Here is a 16,017-nt window from a genome sequence, read left to right as displayed (position 1 = left end):
GGGACGGCGATGGGACGCGCGGTCGGGATCGACCTGGGGACCACCAATTCGGTGGTCGCGGTGCTCGAGGGCGGCGAGCCCACCGTGATCGCCAACGCGGAGGGCGCCCGGACCACGCCCTCGGTGGTGGCCTTCGCCAAGAACGGCGAGGTGCTGGTGGGTGAGGTCGCCAAGCGGCAGGCCGTCACCAACGTCGAGCGCACCGCCCGCTCCGTCAAACGCCACATGGGCGACTCCGCCTGGCGCTTCCCCGAGCAGGGCTCCGTGGACGGCACCCGCTACCGCGCCCAGGAGCTGTCCGCCCGCGTGCTGCAGAAACTCAGGCGGGACGCCGAGTCCTACCTCGGCGAGGACGTCACCGACGCCGTGATCACCGTCCCCGCGTACTTCGACGACACCCAGCGGCAGGCCACCAAGGAGGCCGGGGAGATCGCCGGCCTGAACGTCCTGCGGATCATCAACGAACCCACCGCCGCCGCACTCGCCTACGGTCTCGACAAGGAGGACGACCACACCGTCCTCGTCTTCGACCTCGGCGGCGGCACCTTCGACGTCTCCCTCCTCGACATCGGGGAGGGCGTCATCGAGGTCAAGGCCACCAACGGCGACACCCACCTCGGCGGCGACGACTGGGACCAGCGCGTCGTCGAGTACCTCGCCAAGCGCTTCAAGGGCCAGTACGGCATCGACCTCAACCAGGACAAGATGGCCGTGCAGCGCCTCCGCGAGGCCGCCGAGAAGGCCAAGATCGAACTGTCCTCCTCGTCCGAGACCACCATCAACCTGCCCTACATCACCGCTTCCGCCGAGGGCCCGCTGCACCTGGATGAGAAGCTCACCCGCGCCCAGTTCCAGGAACTCACCGAGGACCTCCTGGAACGCTGCAAGACCCCCTTCCACCAGGCGGTCAAGGACGCCGGGGTGAAGCTCTCCGCGATCGACCACGTCATCCTGGTCGGCGGTTCCACGCGCATGCCCGCCGTCACCGACCTGGTGCGCGAACTGACCGGCAAGGACCCGCACAAGGGCGTCAACCCCGACGAGGTCGTCGCCGTCGGCGCGGCCCTCCAGGCCGGCGTCATCCGCGGCGACGTCAAGGACGTCCTGCTGCTCGACGTCACCCCGCTGTCCCTCGGCATCGAGACCAAGGGCGGCATCATGACCAAGCTGATCGAGCGCAACACCACGATCCCCACCCGCCGTTCGGAGATCTTCACCACCGCCACCGACAACCAGCCCTCGGTCGGCATCCAGGTCTACCAGGGCGAACGCGAGATCGCCGCCTACAACAAGAAGCTGGGCGTCTTCGACCTCACCGGGCTGCCGCCCGCCCCGCGCGGCGTCCCGCAGATCGAGGTGGCCTTCGACATCGACGCCAACGGCATCATGCACGTCTCCGCCAAGGACCTGGCCACCGGCCGCGAGCAGAAGATGACCGTCACCGGTGGCTCCGCCCTGCCCAAGGACGAGATCGACCGCATGATGCGGGAGGCCGAACAGCACGCCGAGGAGGACCGCAAGCGCCGCGAGGCCGCCGAGACCCGCAACCAGGCCGAGCAACTCGTCTACCAGACCGAGAAGTTCCTGCGCGAGAACGGCGACGACGTCCCCGCCGGCACCAGGTCCGAGGTCGAGAGTGCCATGACCGAGCTCAAGCAGCAGCTCGAACGGCAGGGGGACACCGCCGCCCTGCGCGCCGCGGCCGACCGGCTGGCCGCCGTCAGCCAGCAGATGGGCCAGGCCATGTACGCCCGGACCCAGCCGTCCTCCGCCGAGGGCGCCGGTCAGGACGGCGGGACACAGGGCCCGGCGCAGGACGCACCGCAGGACGAGGAGAGCGTCGTCGACGCGGAGATCGTCGACGACGACACCTCGGGCCAGGGCGATGACCGCAAGGGCGGGGCGGCCTGAACCGCCCGGTCCACGGCGGCCCGAGCGCCCGGCCCGGACCCTCCTCAGAGCCCTCCGCGGCTCACGGCTTGCGGGCCACCCCCGCGTACACCGGCACGATGCCCTCCGCCTGCGCGGCCACGTCCTCCTCCTCCGGACGCCAGCCGTGCACCGGGATCACCCCGGGACCCAGCAGCTCCAGGCCGGTGAAGAACCGTGAGAACTCGCCGAGCGACCGCGGATGGAACGGCGTGCCGCTGCGCCGGAAGTGCTCCGCCGCCTGCCCGACCGCCTCCGGGCTCAGATCGGCCGTCACCTGGGACAGGATCAGATAGCTGCCGGGCGCGAGCGTGTCGACATAGCGCTCCAGCAGGCCGTACACGTCGTCGCCGCCCGGCGCGTCGTCCAGGTAGTGGGTCAGCGCGACCAGCGACAGCGCCACCGGCCGCCCGAAGTCCAGCGTCTTCGCCGCCTCGCCGAGCAGCCGGTCGGGGTCCCGCACATCGGAGTGCACATACGCGGTGACGCCCTCCGGAGTGCCGTGCAGCAGGGCCTGGGCGTGCCGCAGCACGATCGGGTCGTTGTCCGCGTACACCACCCGCGAATCGGGCGCGACCCGCTGCGCCACCTGGTGCAGATTCGGCTCGGTGGGGATGCCGGTGCCGATGTCCAGGAACTGGCGTATCCCCGCCTCGGCGACCGTTCTGGTGGCCCGGTGCATGAAACGGCGGTTGGCCCGCGCCCCGCGCACCACGGTGCCGTCCGCGGCGAGGATCCTGCGCGCGAGTTCCTCGTCCACCGGGTAGTTGTCCTTGCCGCCCAGCCACCAGTCGTAGACCCGGGCCGGGTGCGGGCGGCTGGTGTCGATCGGGGCGTTCATCGCGTCGGATCCGCTCACACGCTGTCCTCTCCTCGTTCTGTCCTGGCCATGGCGTCGCTCTGCTCTCTCTTCTGTCTCGTCTCTCTCCTCCTCTTCTCAAGACGTGCTCCGGCGCGCGGGGTTGCACCGGTCGCGCGGGTCACACGGATCGCACGGGCTGCACGGACCTGGCTCAGTACCGGTCACGCCAGGCGCGCAGCAGCTCACGGGTGCGCTCCGGGGACGCCGCCCGCGCGGTCATGTGGTCCAGCACCTCGAGATGCGCCGACACCTCGGTGCGGGAGTCCAGATACAGGGCGCCGGTCAGGTACTCGGTGAACACCATGTCGGGCAACTCCGGTTCGGCGAACCGGAACAGCGTGAACGGCGCGTAGGTCCCCGGATGCGGGCCTTCGGCGAACTCCGCGATCTGCACGGTGATCCCGTCCCGCTCGGAGTACCGCAGCAGCTCGTCCAGCTGCACGCGCATCACCCGGCCGTCGACGCTCACCGGGCGCCGCAGCACCGTCTCGTCCAGGACCACCCACAGATGCGGCGGGTCGGCCCGCTCGAGCAGGCGGCGGCGTTCCATGCGCAGCGCCACGTGCCGCTCGACCGTCTCGCGCCCCTCCGCCCCGATCGTGCCTGCCTCCAGCACCGCCCGCGCATAGTCCTCGGTCTGCAGCAGGCCCGGCACGAAGTGCGGCTCGTAGCAGCGGATGATCCGGGCGGCGCCCTCCAGGCTCACATAGAGGCTGAACCAGTCGGGCAGCACATCGTGGAACCGCTGCCACCAGCCCGGCCGGTTGGCCTCCTCCACCAGCTCGATGAACGCGGTCGTCTCCGGCTCCGGCACCCCGTAGGCGGAGAGCAGGATCTGCACGTACGGGATCTTCAGCGCGACCTCGGCGGTCTCCATGCGCCGCACGGTCGCGGGCGCCACCCGCAGCACCCTGGCCGCTTCGTCCCGTCCGAGCCCCGCGGCCTCCCGCAGTTCCTGCAACCGCCTGCCGAGCACCACCTGCCCCACGGTGGGTGCGGCCCGCCGCTCGCTCACACCCGGCCTCCCAACGCGCCGTGCTCCGCGATCCGTCCGTCACGCCGCCCCCACACTCTCACGCTGTGCGCACGGACCACCACGGACCCCTTGCGCCCCCGGTGCGAGGGCTGCCGTAGCCGAGGGTGCGCGGGAAGCGGCCTCTGCCCGGCATTACTCCGGAGGTAATCGACGCCGGCCCCGCCCGCCGGGATCGTGGAGGTCGGGCGGTCCCGGGACGGCGCACTCCGTTCCGGGACCGTACCGCCCGCATCCCGCCGACCAACCGACCCCGACGGAGGGTGATTCGTCATGTCCGCGACCCAGCTCGCCGCGCTCGCCCGGACCACCGACCCGCGGGCCGTGCTGCGCCGCTTCCTCGCCCTCGACGCCGTCGTCACCGGCGCCAACGCGCTCGCCTACCTCGCGCTCTCCGGACCGCTCGGGCGCTTCCTCGGCGTGGACTCGACCCTGCTGCTCGGCCTTGGTGCGTTCCTCCTCGTCTATGCGGCCGGAGTCGGCCTGCTCGCCGCCCGCCCGCACCCGCAGGCCCTCGGCGTGCGGGCCGTCGTCGAGGCCAACCTCGCCTGGTCGGCGGCGAGTCTGGCCGCGCTGGCGCTGTGGCTGACGCCGAGCACGGCGGGCGCGGTGTGGATCGTGCTCCAGGCGCTCGTCGTGGCCGGCTTCGCCCTGCTGCAGCACATGGCGCTGAAAGCACGGCAGTCCGGCCGGGGCTGAGTCAGCTCAGCCAGTTCTGCAGGTACTTGGCCGTCGCCGGGTCGGCCGGGAGCAGCGTCTCCACGGCCAGCTCGGCGACGGTCACGTCCATGGGCGTGTTGAAGGTGGAGATCGAGGAGACGAAGGACAGCGTCCGCCCCTGATGCTCGAGCAGCATCGGCAGCGCGAAGTACGCGACCGTGTCGTCCGCCTCCTCCTCCGCTCCCGGACCGGTCTCCGGCACGGGATACCCGGCCACCTCCTCGTACAGCGCCCGCAGCTGCTCCGAGCGGCGCAGCGCGATCTGGTGCTCGATGCGCTGCAGCAGATGTCCGCGCCACTGCCGCAGATTCCGGATGCGCGGAGCGAGCCCCTGCGGATGCAGCGTGATCCGCAGCGCGTTCAGCGGCGGCTCGAGCAGCGACTCGGCAATCCCCTCCAGCAGCGCCATCACCCCTCGGTTGGCGGCCACCACGTCGAACATGGCGTCCACCACGAGCGCGGGGAACGGCTCATAGCCACCGATCAGCTGCTCGATGCCCGCCCGCAGCGCCTCCAGCGCCGGGTCGTCCAGCGGGGTGTGCGGGTACCGGGGCGCGTAACCGGCCGCCACCAGCAGCGCGTTGCGCTCCCGCACCGGCACGTCCAGATGCTCGGCGAGCCGCAGCACCATCTCCTCGCTGGGCCGGGAGCGCCCGGTCTCGATGAAGCTGATGTGCCGCGCGGAGGACCCCGCACGCAGCGCCAGCTCCAGCTGGCTCACCCGCCGCTGCTCCCGCCAGGCACGCAGCAGCGGGCCCACACCTCCGGCCGCGGAGGCGGCCTGCGACGTCGCACTGCTCATGCCGCCGACCGTAACCGAGAACCGGGCACCCGCACTCTTCCGGCGCACTCCGCAAGCACCCCTGCACGGCCCTCCGGCACGCTCCTGTCACCGCCCCGAACGGGAGCCGGGCACGACATGCTGTGGCACGCTGAGTAACGAGCCCCCTTGCCTGCCGAGGCGTCCGCGCAGGACGGCTGAACCGCTGAACCACCCCCCACCGGCGAAGGAGCGCACCCCATGCCCGTCGAACCGCTGCCGCACCAGGAGATCGAGGACCGGCTGGCCGAGCTGCCCGGCTGGTCGCTCGACACAGACCGCCTCACCCGCTCCTACCGTCTCGGCTCGCACTTCGCGGCCACGGCGATGGTCGTCCACATCGCCCAGGTGCAGGAGGAACTCGGCCACCACTCCGACCTCACCCTCGGCTACAACACCGTGACCCTGTCCGTGAACACCCACAGCGTGGGCGGCGCCGTCACCGAGAAGGACTTCGAGCTCGCCCGCAGGGTGGAGGACCTGGCACCCGGCCACGGGGCACACTGAGTCACGTGCTCGACTACGAGGAGGAGGCCCGGCACTACGACGACCTCCGCGGTGGCGAACCACGAGCGGCGGCCGCCGCCGACGCCGTGCTCGGACTGATCCCCGCCCGGGCCCGCACGCTGCTCGACGCGGCCTGCGGGACCGGCCTCGTCACCCGCCGCTTCGCCGCCGCGCGCCCCGGCCTGACCGTGACCGGTGTCGACCTCGCCTCGGCCATGACCCGGCTGGCCGCCTCCCGGCTGCCCGGCCGGATCGCCCGCGCCGACACCCGCCGGCTGCCGTTCGCCGACGCGCGCTTCGACGCCGTGGTCACCGTCTGGCTGCTGCACCTGCTGAACGGGCCCGAGGAGGTCGAGGCCGTCCTCGCCGAGTGCGCCCGCGTGCTGCGCCCCGGCGGCGTCTACGTCACCACCGTCGACAAGGCCGCCGCGCACAACGTGGGCAGCGACATCGACGCCGTCCTCGCCGACCGCCCGCGCACCCCCGTCCGCGACGCCGCCGCCGACATCGAGGCCCGCGCCGCCCGCCACGGCCTGGTCCCCGCCGGCCAGGCGCGCTTCCGCGGACACGGTCAGGGCCGCAGCCCCCGCCGCACCGTCGCCGACCTGCGCCGCGGCTGGTTCGTCACCATCCCGCCCGACAGCCCGCTCGCCGACCGCATGGCCTCACGCCTGGCCGCACTCCCGGACCAGGACCGCCCCCGCCCCGACCCGGTCTTCACCCTCCGGGCCTTCCGCAAGCCCTCGCCCCGCCCCACCCCTCCCTCCCCCCGATGACCGGCGCCCGCCACCCCGGCTTTGCACAACCGGCAAGTTCATTTGCCACCCCACGGAGCGTCGGCGCACTCTGTCCGAACCCGAGCGGAGAGGCTGACCAACACCATGGCGCACCACCACCACGACCACACGGACATCGACTGGGCCGAGATGGCCGACCACCTCGAATCGCAGGCGGAACTGTTCACCCCGCTGTACGAGCGCGTCCTCGGCTGGCTGGCCAAGGAGGTCACCGAACCCGGACTCGTGGTCGACGCCGGCAGCGGCCCCGGCGTGATCTCCTGCCTGTTCGCCGACACCTTCCCCGGCGCACGCATCGTGGCCGTCGACGGCTCCGAACCCCTCCTGGAACGCGCCCGGGCCCGCGCCGCCGACCGGGGCGTGGCCGACCGCTTCTCCACCCTCACCGGAGAACTCCCCGCCGTTCTCGACGACTTGGAGTACCCCGCCGACCTCCTCTGGGCGAGCCGCAGCGTGCACCACCTCGGCGACCAGCAGGCCGCCCTCACCGCCCTCGCCTCCCGGCTCGCCCCCGGCGGCACCCTGGCCGTGATGGAGGGCGGCCTGCCCACCCGCTTCCTCCCGCGCGACATCGGCTTCGGCCGCCCCGGCCTCCAGGCCCGCCTCGACGTGCTGCAGGAGGAGTGGTTCACCCAGATGCGCGCGGATCTGCCCGGCTCGGTCGCCACCACCGAGCACTGGCCCGCCCTGCTGACCGCCGCGGGCCTGCACCACACCCGCACCCGCTCCTTCCTCCTCGACCTCCCCGCCCCGGCCCCCGACCGCGCCCGCGCCTACGCCCTCGACATGCTCACCCGAGCCCGCGAGACCTTCGCCGACCACCTCGCCCCCGACGACCGCGCGACCCTCGACCGCCTCCTCGACCCCGACGACAAGTCGAGCCTCCACCACCGCCCCGACCTCTTCCTCCTCACCGCCCACACGGTCCACACAGCGGTACGCCCGGTCTGACCGCAGGAACGCTCCTCGACGGCCCGCTTGACTTCGAGAGCGCTCCAAGTGATGGACTCCCGGCAGCTGACGGCGAACCACGAACGGACAACCGAGGGAGTGCTGATGAGTGACTCACCGGTCACGCTGATCACCGGCGGGGGCAGTGGCATCGGGGCGGCCGTCGCGCGGCGGCTGCTCGCGGCGGGGGAGAGGGTGGCCGTCACCGGGCGTGGACAGCAGCGGCTGCGGGGCTTCGCCAAGGAGGCGGGGGAGCCCGAGGGGCTGCTGACGATTCCGGGGAACGCGGCCGTGTACGAGGACGTGCGGGACGCGGTCGAGGCGGTTCTCCAGCGGTTCGGGCGGCTGGACACGGTGGTCGCCAACGCCGGGTTCGCCACGGGCGACTCGGTCGCCGAGGGGGATCCCTCGGGGTGGACCGAGATGGTGCTGACCAATGTGCTGGGGCCCGCGCTGCTGATCAGGGCATCGGTCGACGCGCTGAGGGAGACCCGGGGGCGGATCGTGCTGATCGGGAGCGTCGCCGGGTTCGTGAACATGCCGGGCAACCTCTACGGGGCGACCAAGTGGGCGGTGACCGGGCTCGCGGAGAACACCCGGCGGCAGGTGACCGACTGGGGTGTCGGCGTCACACTGGTCGCGCCCGGGCGGGTGGAGACGCCGTTCTGGGAGGCCCACGGCGGTGTTCCGCAGGGGCCGATGCTGACGGCCGATCAGATCGCCGAGTCCGTGGTGTGGGCGGTCCGGCAGCCCGCGGGCGTCGATGTCAACACGGTGGTCGTGCGGCCCCTCGGGCAGCCCCACTGAGGGGAGTCGCGGGACGGACGGGTGCGGCGGCCTCGGGTGTCACCGGGGCCGCCGCACCGCCGGTCAGGACGCGTCGGGAGCGTCAGGCCAGGTTGAACTGGGCCGGGTCCGGGCCCAGGCGGCGGCCCTCGTCGAGGGCGCTGATGGCGGCCAGGTCCTCGGCGTCCAGGCTGAAGTCGAAGACGTCGATGTTCTCCCGGATGCGGGAGGGCGTCACCGACTTCGGGATGACGATGTTGCCGAGCTGGAGGTGCCAGCGCAGCACGACCTGGGCCGGGGTGCGCTCGTGCTTCCGGGCGATCGCCACGATCGCCGGGACCTCGAGCAGGCCCTTGCCCTGGCCCAGCGGCGACCACGCCTCGGTGGCGATGCCCCGCTCCGCGTGGTACTCGCGGGCGGTGTGCTGCTGCAGATGCGGGTGCAGCTCGATCTGGTTGACCGCCGGGACCACCGAGGTCTGCGAGATCAGCCGCTCCAGGTGCTCCGGCAGGAAGTTCGACACGCCGATGGCGCGGACCCGTCCGTCGGCGAGCAGCTTCTCGAACGCCTTGTAGGTGTCGACGTACTTGTCCCGGGCCGGCGTAGGCCAGTGGATGAGGTACAGATCCACGTAGTCGAGGCCCAGCTTCGACGCGGACCTGTCGAAGGCGCGCAGCGTGGCGTCGTACCCCTGGTCGGTGTTCCAGAGCTTGGTGGTGACGAACAGCTCCTCGCGCGGGATGCCCGACTTCGCGATGGCCCTGCCGGTGCCCTCCTCGTTCTCGTACGCGGCCGCCGTGTCGATGCTGCGGTAGCCGGCCTGAAGCGCCTGCGTGACGGCCGTCTCCGCCTCGTCGTCCGGCACCTGCCAGACGCCGAAGCCGAGCTGGGGCATCTCGACGCCGTTGTTCAGGGTGATCGCGGGGACCTTGGTCACGGGCTTACGATCCTTCGTCTCGTCGGCAGGAGTGGTGGGTGTGACACCCCCATCGTCAACGATCACGGCTCGTCGTGCATTCCTGATCGGCCGGCTCGTGTCCGCTGCGGGACGTGACGTGCGTCCCGTCCGGGGCGGATGGTGACCCGTTTCCGGGACGGATCGCCGCTCAGGCCCGGTACAGGGCCTCGACCTCCTCCGCGTAGGCCTTCTCGATCGCCTTGCGCTTCAGCTTCAGGGACGGGGTGAGCAGCCCGTGCTCCTCGGTGAACGGCTGCGCCAGGATCCGGAAGGTGCGGATCGACTCGGCCTGCGAGACCAGTGTGTTGGCGGCGACCACCGCGCGCCGCACCTCCATCTCCAGGTCCGGGTCGTTGACCAGCTGGGCCGGCGGAAGCCGGGGCTTGCCGCGCATCGCCAGCCAGTGCTCCACGGCCTCCGGGTCCAGGGTGACCAGCGCGGCGACGTACGGGCGGTCGTTGCCGACGACGATGCACTGGTTGACCAGCGGATGGTCGCGCACCCGCTCCTCCAGCAGCCCGGGCGAGACGCTCTTGCCGCCGGAGGTGACCAGGATCTCCTTCTTGCGTCCCGTGATGGTCAGATAGCCGTCCTCGTCGAGGAAGCCCAGGTCACCGGTGGCCAGCCAGCCGTCGTGCAGGGCCTCGTCGGTGGCCTTCGGGTTGTTCAGATAGCCCTGGAAGACGTTGGCACCGTGCAGCCAGATCTCCCCGTCGTCCGCGACGTGCACGGTGACGCCCGGAATGGGCGGGCCGACCGTGCCGTACCGGGTGCGCCCGGGCGGGTTGGCGGTGGCCGCCGCGGTGGACTCGGTCAGGCCGTAGCCCTCGTAGATCTGCACGCCGGCACCGGCGAAGAACAGGCCGAGCCGCCGGTCCATCGCCGAACCGCCGGACATGGCGTTGCGGATCCGTCCGCCCATCGCGGCGCGCACCTTGCTGTAGACGAGCTTGTCGAAGAGCTGGTGCTGCATCCGCAGCCCGGCCGAGGGCCCCGGTCCGATGCCCCACGCCTTCGCCTCCACGGCGTCCGCGTACTTCACCGCCACCTCGACGGCCTTCTCGAACGGCCCTGCCCTGCCCTCGCGCTCCGCCTTGCGGCGGGCTGCGTTGAACACCTTCTCGAAGATGTAGGGCACCGCCAGGATGAACGTCGGCCGGAACGCCGCCAGGTCCGGCAGCAGCGCGGCGGCGTTCAGCTGCGGCTGGTGCCCGAACTTGACCCGGCCGCGGATCGCCGCCACCTCCACCATCCGGCCGAACACGTGCGCCAGCGGCAGGAACAGCAGCGTCGACGCCTCGTCGCCCTTCTTGGAGTGGAAGACCGGCTCCCAGCCCTCGATGACGGTCTCCGCCTCGTACATGAAGTTGCCGTGGGAGAGCACACAGCCCTTGGGGCGGCCCGTGGTGCCGGAGGTGTAGATGACGGTCGCCACCGAGTCGGGGGTGACGGCCCTGCGGTGCCGGTGCACGATCTCGTCGTCGATGTGGGCGCCCGCGTCGTACAGCTCCTGCACCGCGCCCGCGTCCAGCTGCCAGAGCTGGCGCAGCTGCGGCAGCCGGTCGACGACCGTGGCGATGGTCATCGCATGGTCCTCGTGCTCCACGATCGCGGCGGATACCTCCGCGTCGTACAGCATCCAGAAGCACTGCTCCGCCGACGACGTCGGATACACCGGCACGACCTGCGCGCCGATCGTCCACAGGGCGAAGTCGAACAGCGTCCACTCGTAGCGGGTGCGGGACATGATGGCGACCCGGTCGCCGAAGCGCACCCCGCGGGCGATCAGCCCCTTGGCCAGGGCGAGCACCTCGTCACGGAACTCGGCGCTGGTGACATCCCGCCACTGCCCGGATTCGTCCTTGCGGCCGAGCGCGACACGTGTCGGGTCCTCCTCGGCGTGCTGGAAGACCATGTCGGCCAGTCCGCCCACGAGAGGTGCCGACGCAGGCGGAGGGTTCTCGAACTCGCGCAATCCCCGCTCCCCGTCTCAGCGCTTCCTTCTCCACGACCCCCCGCAGGCGGTGAAAGCTACCTCACACCGCCCAGGGGCGGGAGGGGGTGGAAAATTGAGCACGGCTCTTGTTCGCGCTGGTCAGCCCTGGAAAATGCGCTCACATGGGTAAGGGTCGGACAGATTCCTGACGGTTGAGTAAGTTTCGGCGCCGTAATCTCCACCGAATCTGTACGACCGTGGAAACGCCGGCCCGGGGAGAACGGGGGTCATCCGGGGCCGCCGCGCTGCAGGCGGTCGCCGCCCGCGAGGATCGCCTCCGCCAGCGCGCGGGCCGCCTCCCGCGCCGGGGGACGGCCCCGCCCGTACGCCACCACGAAGTCCACCTCGCCCGGCTCGGGCAGCCCTGCCCGCTCCGGCATCCGCACCAGGCCCGGCGGCACCAGACCCCGGGAGTGCACCATGACGCCCAGCCCCGCGCGGGCCGCCGCCAGCAGACCGTTCAGGCTGCCGCTGGTGCACACGATGCGCCACGGGCGGCCCTGCCGCTGAAGCGCCCGCAGCGCCAGCTCGCGGGTGATGCCCGGCGGGGGATAGACGATCAGCGGCACGGGACGCTCCGGATCCAGCCGCAGCCCCGGCGCGCCGATCCACACCAGCTCGTCGTGCCAGACCAGCTCTCCCCGCGGGTCCTCGGGCCGCCGCTTGGCGAGCACCAGATCCAGCCGGCCCTCGGCGAGCCGCTGGTGCAGGATGCCCGACAGCTCGACCGTCAGCTCCAGATCGACCTCCGGGTGCTCGCGCCGGAACCGCTGCAGGATCTCCGGCAGCCGGGTCAGCACGAAGTCCTCCGAGGCGCCGAAGCGGAGCCGGCCGCGCAGCCGGGTGCCGCCGAAGTACTGTGCCGCCTGCTCGTGCACCTCCAGGATCCGCCGCGCGAAGCCCAGCATCGCCTCGCCGTCCTCGGTCAGCTCCACCGAGTGCGTGTCCCGGGCGAACAGCTGCCGGCCCGTCGCGTCCTCCAGCCGCCGCACGTGCTGGCTCACCGTCGACTGCCGCAGGCCCAGCCGCCGGGCGGCCTGGGTGAAGCTCAGCGTCTGCGCCACGGAGAGGAAGGTGCGCAGGTGCGTGGGGTCGTACATGGGGCCACGGTACGACGCTCATCGCGATCCGTGATGACAGTGAGTGCGGTGTACGGGTTTCCCGATCGCCGGTCCGCTGATCACCATGGGGGTGTGTACATCCTGGTCCTGCTCGCCACGGTCGGCCTCGCCGTCCTGCTGCCGGCCCGCGGCACCGGCGCGGAGATCGCCTCCGGTGCCGCCACGGCCGCCGTCGCCCTGCTGTTCTTCCTGTACGGCGCCCGGCTCTCCACCCGGGAGGCGCTCGACGGGCTGAAGCACTGGCGCCTGCACGTCACCGTGCTGGCCTGCACCTTCGTGGCCTTCCCGCTGCTGGGCCTGGCCGCCCGCGGTCTCGTCCCGTTCCTGCTGACCGACCCGCTGTACCAGGGTCTGCTGTTCCTGACCCTGGTGCCGTCCACCATCCAGTCGTCGATCGCCTTCACCTCGATGGCCCGCGGCAATGTGCCCGCCGCGATCTGTGCCGGCTCCTTCTCGTCCCTCGCCGGCCTCGTCCTCACCCCGCTGCTGGCGGCGCTGCTGCTCGGCGGCAGCGCGGGCGGCGTCTCCGCCGACTCGGTGGTGAAGATCGTGGCGCAGCTGCTGGTGCCGTTCCTCGCCGGGCAACTGCTGCGCCGCCGGCTCGGCTCCTTCCTCACCCGGCACCGCAGGGCCCTGGGCCTGGCCGACCGGGGTGCCATCCTGCTGGTCGTCTACACGGCGTTCAGCGCGGGCATGGTGCAGGGCATCTGGCACCAGGTCGGCGTTGCGCGGCTCGGCGCCCTGCTCGCCGTGGAGGCCGCGCTGCTCACCGTGATGCTCCTGCTCAGCTGGTACGGCGCCAGGGCGCTCGGCTTCGGGCGCGCGGACCGCGTCGCCATCCAGTTCGCCGGCTCCAAGAAGTCGCTGGCGGCCGGGCTGCCCATGGCGAGCGTGCTGTTCGGGGCGCACGCCTCGATGGCGGTGCTGCCGCTGATGCTGTTCCACCAGATGCAGCTGATGGTCTGCGCGGTCGTCGCCCGCCGCCGCTCGCGCGATCCGCTGCCGGAGGAGGGAGGCGGCTCCGCGAACGGTTCACCGGCCGGCTCCGGGAGCGCCTCACCGGCCGGTTCCGGGAGCGGCTCACCGGCCGGCGCCGAGGGCCGCCCGGCCCCCGCGCTCACCCGTCCGCGCCGAGGCGGACCGTCACGAAGCGGGGCCGGTACAGCGACACGTTCCGGCTGAGCATCACCGCCGCGCCGGCCGACTCCAGCCAGTTCACGTCGTAGCTGAGGACCAGGCGCCCGTCGCCGCTGAGCTCCGGATGCGTCTGCGGGTTGTAGGCGGCGGTGCCCTGCTGCGGCAGCACGGGGGCGAACTCCGCGGACGGGCCGTGCCAGGGCCCGGTCGGCGAGCAGGCCCAGTAGGAGGCCACCGTGGTGAGTCCCCTGGCGCCGGTGGCCATGGTGAACAGCACATAGGTGCCGCCGTCGCGCACCACCGAGAAGGCGCTGCCGACGCCGGTGCGCCGGCCGTCGCCCAGCACCGGGCGCGGACGGGCACGGCCCTGCCAGGCCTCGCCGTTCCAGTACTCCCAGGCGGACGGTTCGGCCAGCCGTCCCTCCGGCACCCGGGCCACATAGGCGTGCGAGGCGGGCCGGGCGGCGGGTCTGCCGTCGTCCCCGCCGAAGACGTACGTCCAGCCGTCCTTCTCGACGAGGGTGGTGCCGAACAGCACCCGCCGCGAGTAGTCCGCCACCTGTTCCTGCCCGAGCACCCTCACGATCGACTCCACGCGCAGGTCCGGCAGGGAGAGCGTGGCGACCTCGGTGGCGGTGGGCACGCCGTACACCCACGGGTCCTGCCCCGCCGTGCGCACCCACAGCAGGACCCGTACGACCCGCTCGTCGGACCCGGGGGAGCGGGGCTCGACGCGGGCGGCGACCGGCCAGCGCCACTGGTCCGGCGCCGGATCGGGGAAGAGCGGGGCGGGCAGGGTGCCCTCGAGACGCCCGTCGCGCATCAGCACACCCGAGTTGCGCACCAGCGGGGCGGTGGTGTCGCGCCAGGCGTGGGCCTCGCCGACCGGGTTGGGCGGGCGGTGCACCCGGCCCAGGTAGGTGTCGGAGAACAGCCACAGCAGCCGGCCGTCGGGCAGCCGCACGGAGTGGGTGCCGTCGCCGCCGGTCCAGTCGTCGGCGCGGGCGTCGTCGTCTCCGTAGCGGGCGAACTCGCCGGTGAGGCGGTCGTCGGCGGTCCAGGAGGCGACCGTGCGGGGCGTGCAGTCCCCGTCGCCGTCCGGCCGCCCGTCGTCGTCCCCGGGCAGCCCGCTGACCAGCACGGCACCGAGGATCAGGGCCAGCGCCAGGCCGATCCCGGTCCCCGTCCGCTGTCGCACTCGGACCACGTCGTCGGGCACGCTCCGCGACGTTAGCGGGAGCACCGGCCCCGGTCCATGGGGCACCGGGTGCGCACCGGCCCGAGGGGACGTCAGGGCCGCTCGGGGGAGTGACAGGTGGCCGCCCAGGTGGGTCAGGCGTGGCCGGCCGGGGCGGGCAGGGCGATGCGGTGCTCGCCCGCGTAGATGTTCATGGAGGTGCCGCGCAGGAAGCCCACCAGGGTCATACCGGTCTCCGTGGCCAGGTCGACGGCCAGGGACGACGGGGCGGAGACGGCGGCCAGGACCGGGATGCCCGCCATCACGGCCTTCTGCGCCAGCTCGAAGGAGGCCCGCCCGGAGACCATCAGCACCGTCCGGGACAGCGGCAGGTCACCCGCCTGCAGCGCCCGGCCGACCAGCTTGTCGACCGCGTTGTGCCGGCCGACGTCCTCCCGTACGTCCAGCAGTTCGCCGTCCTCGCCGAACAGGGCCGCCCCGTGCAGCCCGCCGGTCCGGTCGAAGACCCGCTGGGCGGCGCGCAGCCGCTCGGGCAGCCGGGACAGCAGTTCGGTGGTCAGGCGCAGCGGGGGCGTGTCGGCAAGCGGCCAGCGGGCCGTGGTGCGGACCGCGTCCAGGCTCGCCTTGCCGCACAGACCGCAGGAGGAGGTGGTGTAGACGTTGCGCTCCAGGGTGATGTCCGGGATCGCCACGCCCGGCGCGGTCTGCACGTCGACCACGTTGTAGGTGTTGGCGCCGTCGGCCGTCGCGCCCGCGCAGTACACGATGTTGCGCAGCTCGGACGCCGTGCCGAGCACGCCCTCGCTGACCAGGAATCCGGCGGCCAGCGCGAAGTCGTCGCCCGGCGTGCGCATGGTGATCGCCAGCGGCCTGCCGTTCAGCCGGATCTCCAGGGGTTCCTCGGCGACGAGTGTGTCGGGACGGCCGGTGACCGCTCCGTCCCGGACCCGGACCACCTTGCGTCGTTCCGTCACTCGTCCCATGCCGTCCATTGTCCCCGAGCGGGAACGGACGCCCGTCGGCGGAGCCGGACTGCGGGCGGCACGGCACGGACTGCCGGAGGCACGGCACGGGTGCACCCGGGCCTGCGGGGGGCACGGGGCGGATGCACGAAAGCTGGGAGCGCCACGGCGCAGATGTCACGGAAGCCGACAAGGGCGGCACCCGTTTCCTGTCGCTTCACCTGCCCTCGTACTGGTCGG

At 72.4% G+C, this 16,017-nt stretch carries 15 protein-coding genes; 7 read left to right on the top strand and 8 right to left on the bottom strand.

Translation table 11 applies throughout. The annotated features are described in order from the left end of the window. Window positions 1-9 precede the first annotated feature (9 nt). Window positions 10-1,911 (top strand): molecular chaperone DnaK, encoded by a 1,902-nt coding sequence (gene dnaK / locus HCJ93_RS07135; RefSeq protein ID WP_167992112.1) that lies wholly within the window; start codon window positions 10-12, stop codon window positions 1,909-1,911. A gap of 61 nt (window positions 1,912-1,972) precedes the next feature. Here dnaK and HCJ93_RS07130 read toward each other — a convergent pair whose 3' ends face one another. Next, window positions 1,973-2,788 (bottom strand): SAM-dependent methyltransferase, encoded by an 816-nt coding sequence (locus HCJ93_RS07130; RefSeq protein ID WP_167992110.1) that lies wholly within the window; start codon window positions 2,786-2,788, stop codon window positions 1,973-1,975. A 154-nt stretch (window positions 2,789-2,942) separates the two neighbouring features. After that, entirely contained in the window at window positions 2,943-3,806 is an 864-nt protein-coding gene (locus tag HCJ93_RS07125) for a Sco1979 family transcriptional regulator (protein ID WP_167992108.1), read from the bottom strand. Window positions 3,807-4,097: 291 nt separating this feature from the next. Here HCJ93_RS07125 and HCJ93_RS07120 point away from each other — a divergent pair, with 291 nt between their 5' ends. Further along, complete coding sequence (locus HCJ93_RS07120; protein ID WP_167992106.1) at window positions 4,098-4,523, top strand: hypothetical protein; 426 nt, start codon at window positions 4,098-4,100, stop codon at window positions 4,521-4,523. 1 nt (window position 4,524) lies between these two features. Here the strand turns inward: HCJ93_RS07120 and HCJ93_RS07115 are convergent, their stop codons facing one another. Beyond that, complete coding sequence (locus HCJ93_RS07115; RefSeq protein WP_167992105.1) at window positions 4,525-5,346, bottom strand: helix-turn-helix domain-containing protein; 822 nt, start codon at window positions 5,344-5,346, stop codon at window positions 4,525-4,527. Window positions 5,347-5,565: 219 nt separating this feature from the next. Between HCJ93_RS07115 and HCJ93_RS07110 the strand changes: the two genes are divergently transcribed. From HCJ93_RS07110 to HCJ93_RS07095, 4 genes are all read left to right on the top strand, one after another. Continuing rightward, the gene (locus HCJ93_RS07110; protein WP_167992103.1) at window positions 5,566-5,871 is read left to right on the top strand and encodes a 4a-hydroxytetrahydrobiopterin dehydratase; all 306 of its coding nucleotides are present in this window, start codon (window positions 5,566-5,568) and stop codon (window positions 5,869-5,871) included. A gap of 5 nt (window positions 5,872-5,876) precedes the next feature. Beyond that, the gene (locus HCJ93_RS07105; protein ID WP_167992102.1) at window positions 5,877-6,647 is read left to right on the top strand and encodes a class I SAM-dependent methyltransferase; all 771 of its coding nucleotides are present in this window, start codon (window positions 5,877-5,879) and stop codon (window positions 6,645-6,647) included. 105 nt (window positions 6,648-6,752) lie between these two features. Continuing rightward, complete coding sequence (locus HCJ93_RS07100) at window positions 6,753-7,619, top strand: class I SAM-dependent methyltransferase (RefSeq protein WP_167992100.1); 867 nt, start codon at window positions 6,753-6,755, stop codon at window positions 7,617-7,619. A 105-nt stretch (window positions 7,620-7,724) separates the two neighbouring features. Beyond that, a complete protein-coding gene (locus HCJ93_RS07095; RefSeq protein ID WP_167992098.1) occupies window positions 7,725-8,426 on the top strand; it encodes an SDR family oxidoreductase in 702 nt (233 codons plus the stop codon). An 82-nt stretch (window positions 8,427-8,508) separates the two neighbouring features. Here HCJ93_RS07095 and HCJ93_RS07090 read toward each other — a convergent pair whose 3' ends face one another. The 3 genes from HCJ93_RS07090 to HCJ93_RS07080 form a co-directional block, all read right to left on the bottom strand. Then, window positions 8,509-9,300: an aldo/keto reductase gene (locus HCJ93_RS07090; RefSeq protein ID WP_167992171.1), complete on the bottom strand. Its 792-nt coding sequence runs from the start codon at window positions 9,298-9,300 to the stop codon at window positions 8,509-8,511. Between the two features lie 211 nt (window positions 9,301-9,511). Next, window positions 9,512-11,338: an AMP-dependent synthetase/ligase gene (locus tag HCJ93_RS07085; RefSeq protein ID WP_167992096.1), complete on the bottom strand. Its 1,827-nt coding sequence runs from the start codon at window positions 11,336-11,338 to the stop codon at window positions 9,512-9,514. Window positions 11,339-11,586: 248 nt separating this feature from the next. Further along, on the bottom strand, window positions 11,587-12,459 hold the full coding sequence (locus HCJ93_RS07080; RefSeq protein WP_167992094.1) for a LysR substrate-binding domain-containing protein: 873 nt from the start codon (window positions 12,457-12,459) through the stop codon (window positions 11,587-11,589). Window positions 12,460-12,552: 93 nt separating this feature from the next. On the opposite strand from HCJ93_RS07080, the gene HCJ93_RS07075 reads away from it, so the two are divergent. After that, complete coding sequence (locus HCJ93_RS07075) at window positions 12,553-13,662, top strand: bile acid:sodium symporter family protein (protein WP_309141331.1); 1,110 nt, start codon at window positions 12,553-12,555, stop codon at window positions 13,660-13,662. Here the strand turns inward: HCJ93_RS07075 and HCJ93_RS07070 are convergent. Together HCJ93_RS07070 and fdhD are read right to left on the bottom strand one after the other, a co-directional pair. Then, window positions 13,598-14,836, bottom strand: a complete 1,239-nt coding sequence (locus HCJ93_RS07070) for a DUF5005 domain-containing protein (protein ID WP_167992093.1) — start codon at window positions 14,834-14,836, stop codon at window positions 13,598-13,600. The genes HCJ93_RS07075 and HCJ93_RS07070 overlap by 65 nt on opposite strands. A gap of 113 nt (window positions 14,837-14,949) precedes the next feature. After that, a complete protein-coding gene (gene fdhD, locus HCJ93_RS07065) occupies window positions 14,950-15,798 on the bottom strand; it encodes a formate dehydrogenase accessory sulfurtransferase FdhD (protein WP_167992091.1) in 849 nt (282 codons plus the stop codon). Between the last annotated feature and the right edge of the window lie 219 nt (window positions 15,799-16,017).

Origin of the sequence: Streptomyces composti (assembly GCF_012034205.1) — a bacterium.
GTDB classification, from domain to species: Bacteria; Actinomycetota; Actinomycetes; order Streptomycetales; family Streptomycetaceae; genus Streptomyces; species Streptomyces composti.
Note: the sequence above shows the minus strand (reverse complement) of the source record. Positions and strands in the feature narration are given on the sequence as shown.